Origin of the sequence: Pseudomonas agronomica (genome assembly GCF_025917275.1) — a bacterium.
GTDB classification, from domain to species: Bacteria; Pseudomonadota; Gammaproteobacteria; order Pseudomonadales; family Pseudomonadaceae; genus Aquipseudomonas; species Aquipseudomonas agronomica.
The window spans coordinates 1-3,040 of sequence record NZ_JAOSHO010000555.1 but is presented as its reverse complement, the minus strand read 5'-3'; the positions used below and the strand labels follow the sequence as shown (position 1 = coordinate 3,040).

Genomic DNA, 3,040 nt, shown 5'->3' with positions numbered 1-3,040 from the left:
TCGCGAGCAAGCTCGCTCCCACAGGGGGTCTCATTTCACCATGGGTCTTCTGGTGTTTACGCCAACTTCTCGAACTTCAAATCCCAAACCCCATGCCCAAGCCGTTCGCCACGGCGTTCGAACTTGGTGATCGGCCGCTCGGCCGGGCGCGGTACGCACTTGCCGTCTTCCGCCAGGTTGCGATAACCCGGGGCGACGTTCATCACTTCCAGCATGTATTCGGCGTACGGTTCCCAGTCGGTGGCCATGTGCAACACACCGCCGACCTTCAATTTGCTGCGCACCAGCTCAGCGAACGACGCCTGGACGATCCGGCGCTTGTGGTGACGACTCTTGTGCCACGGATCCGGGAAGAACAGCATCAGCCGGTCGAGGCTGTTGTCGGCCACGCAACGGTTGAGCACTTCGATGGCATCGCAATCGTAGACTCGCAGGTTGGTCAGGCCCTGGGTCAGCACACCGTTGAGCAGCGCGCCGACGCCCGGGCGGTGTACTTCCACGCCAATGAAATCCTGCTCCGGCGAAGCGGCAGCCATCTCCAGTAACGAATGGCCCATGCCAAAGCCGATTTCCAGCGAGCGCGGTGCCGAGCGGCCGAAGACCTGGTCAAAATCCACCGGCGCATCGGCCAAGGGCAGGATGTAAAGCGGGGCGCCTTGCTCCAGGCCGCGTTGCTGGCCTTCAGTCATGCGCCCGGCGCGCATCACGAAACTCTTGATGCGGCGGTGCTGGCGCTCTTCGCCTTCTTCCGGCAGGACAGGCGTGTCGTTCGATTCAGTCATCAATGGCTCTTACTTGATCAGACCATCCAGCGGCGAGGATGCGCTGGCGTAGAGTTTTTTCGGCATGCGGCCGGCCAGGTAGGCCAGGCGACCGGCAACGATGGCGTGCTTCATGGCTTCGGCCATCAGGATCGGTTGCTGGGCATGGGCGATGGCCGAGTTCATCAGCACCGCTTCGCAGCCCAGCTCCATGGCGATGGTGGCGTCGGAGGCGGTACCGACACCGGCATCCACCAGCACCGGGATCTTGGCTTCTTCCAGGATGATCTGCAGGTTGTATGGGTTGCAGATCCCCAGGCCGGTGCCAATCAGGCCGGCCAGCGGCATGACCGCGATGCAGCCGATTTCCGCCAGTTGACGGGCGATGATCGGGTCATCGCTGGTGTAGACCATCACGTCGAAACCTTCCTTGACCAGCGTCTGCGCAGCCTTGAGGGTTTCGATCACGTTAGGGAACAGGGTTTTCTGGTCCGCCAGCACTTCCAGCTTCACCAGGTTATGACCATCGAGCAGCTCACGGGCCAGGCGGCAGGTGCGCACGGCCTCGATGGCGTCGAAGCAACCGGCGGTGTTCGGCAGGATGGTGTAGCGATCCGGCGGCAGGATATCCAGCAGGTTCGGTTCGCCCGGGTTCTGGCCGATGTTGGTCCGGCGCACGGCGACGGTCACGATCTCGGCGCCCGAGGCTTCGATGGCCAGGCGGGTCTCTTCCATGTCGCGGTATTTGCCGGTGCCTACCAGCAAGCGCGACTGGTAGGTACGACCGGCCAGGACGAAGGGCTTGTCGCTACGAACGATGCTCATGGGAAATCCTCTGTAGGGGTGAGGTTCTTGCGAAATGCTTATCGGCCAACATGCTGTGTATTTGGATTAGCCGCCGCCGATGGCATGGACCACTTCGACCGAATCACCGTCGTTCAACGTGGTTTCGGCGTGCTGGCTGCGCGGGACGATATCCAGATTGAGTTCCACCGCGACGCGACGTCCGGTGAGTTCCAGACGGGTCAGCAGGGCCGCAACGGTTTCACCGTCGGGCAGGTCAAGGGGTTCGCCGTTCAATTGAATGCGCATGCCGGATGCCGCCATCATTTTTAGGGGCTGGCATTCTAGCCCGATCAGTCTGGGTGACCCAAGTCCCTTGGTCAGCTTCAAGCTTCACGCGGCAAGTTGCAGGCGCCAGGCCGCGATGCCCAGGCACAACCAGCCGATCAGAAAGGCCACGCCGCCCAGGGGCGTGATGATGCCCAGCTTGCTGATGCCGGTGAGGGTCAGCAAATAAAGGCTGCCGGAGAACAGCAGGATGCCGATCACAAACGAAATCCCGGCCCATGTGACGATACGACCTGGAATGTGCGTAGCCAGCAATGCAACGCCGAACAGCGCCAGGGTATGCACCAGTTGATAGGTGACGCCGGTGTGGAAAATCGCCAGGTAGTCAGCGCTCAGGCGGTTTTTCAGACCATGAGCGGCAAACGCACCCAAGGCCACGCCGGTGAAGCCGAAAAAAGCCGCCAGCATCAGAAAGCTACGCAACATGGGAACTCCGATCAGACTCGGTGGACAGGGTCTGTATAATGGCCCGCTCGACGGGTTCGGCCAAGCCATCTCTATGCTGCGTACATTGTTTCGACGATTCGTTAAAGCCCTGCTCTGGTTCGCCGTCGGCAGTGTTGTGCTGGTACTGCTGTTTCGCGTGGTGCCGCCGCCGTTCACCGCGCTGATGATCGAGCGCAAGGTTGAATCCTGGTTCGGTGGCGAGCCGATCGACCTGCAGCGTGACTGGCAACCCTGGGACCAGATTTCCGACAACCTCAAGGTGGCGGTGATTGCTGGCGAAGACCAGAAGTTTCCCGAACACTGGGGCTTCGACATCAGCGCAATCCAGGCGGCGTTTGCTCATAACGGACGCGGCGGTTCAATTCGCGGCGCCAGTACCCTTAGCCAGCAAGTGTCGAAGAACCTGTTCCTGTGGTCCGGTCGCAGTTGGCTGCGCAAGGGGCTGGAAGCCTGGTTTACCGCGCTGATTGAAGTGTTCTGGCCAAAGCAGCGGATCCTTGAGGTCTATCTCAACAGTGTCGAGTGGGACGACGGGGTGTTCGGCGCGCAAGCAGCGGCGCGGCACCACTTTCGCGTAAGTGCCGATGCCTTGTCCCGGCAACAGGCCAGCTTGTTGGCAGCGGTGCTGCCCAACCCGCGCAAATGGAGCGCCAGCCGACCGAGCCCTTATGTGCTACGGCGGGCGGGCTGGATTCGTCAGC

The 3,040-nt window shown here is 61.4% G+C and carries 5 protein-coding genes; 1 reads left to right on the top strand and 4 read right to left on the bottom strand.

Annotated features, from left to right (window positions below; genetic code table 11):
- Nucleotides 1–56: 56 nt before the first annotated feature.
- The 4 genes from trmB to OC610_RS24340 all read right to left on the bottom strand — a co-directional run bounded on the left by trmB (nt 57) and on the right by OC610_RS24340 (nt 2,318).
- Complete coding sequence (gene trmB / locus OC610_RS24355; protein WP_264431504.1) at nt 57–782, bottom strand: tRNA (guanosine(46)-N7)-methyltransferase TrmB; 726 nt, start codon at nt 780–782, stop codon at nt 57–59.
- Nucleotides 783–791: 9 nt separating this feature from the next.
- Complete coding sequence (locus OC610_RS24350) at nt 792–1,586, bottom strand: thiazole synthase (RefSeq protein ID WP_024618824.1); 795 nt, start codon at nt 1,584–1,586, stop codon at nt 792–794.
- Between the two features lie 66 nt (nt 1,587–1,652).
- A complete protein-coding gene (gene thiS / locus OC610_RS24345) occupies nt 1,653–1,853 on the bottom strand; it encodes a sulfur carrier protein ThiS (protein ID WP_018609493.1) in 201 nt (66 codons plus the stop codon).
- Between the two features lie 84 nt (nt 1,854–1,937).
- Nucleotides 1,938–2,318 (bottom strand): DUF423 domain-containing protein, encoded by a 381-nt coding sequence (locus tag OC610_RS24340; protein WP_264431503.1) that lies wholly within the window; start codon nt 2,316–2,318, stop codon nt 1,938–1,940.
- A gap of 73 nt (nt 2,319–2,391) precedes the next feature.
- On the opposite strand from OC610_RS24340, the gene mtgA reads away from it, so the two are divergent.
- The coding region (gene mtgA / locus OC610_RS24335) for a monofunctional biosynthetic peptidoglycan transglycosylase (protein ID WP_264431501.1) at nt 2,392–3,040 on the top strand (649 nt) is incomplete at its 3' end.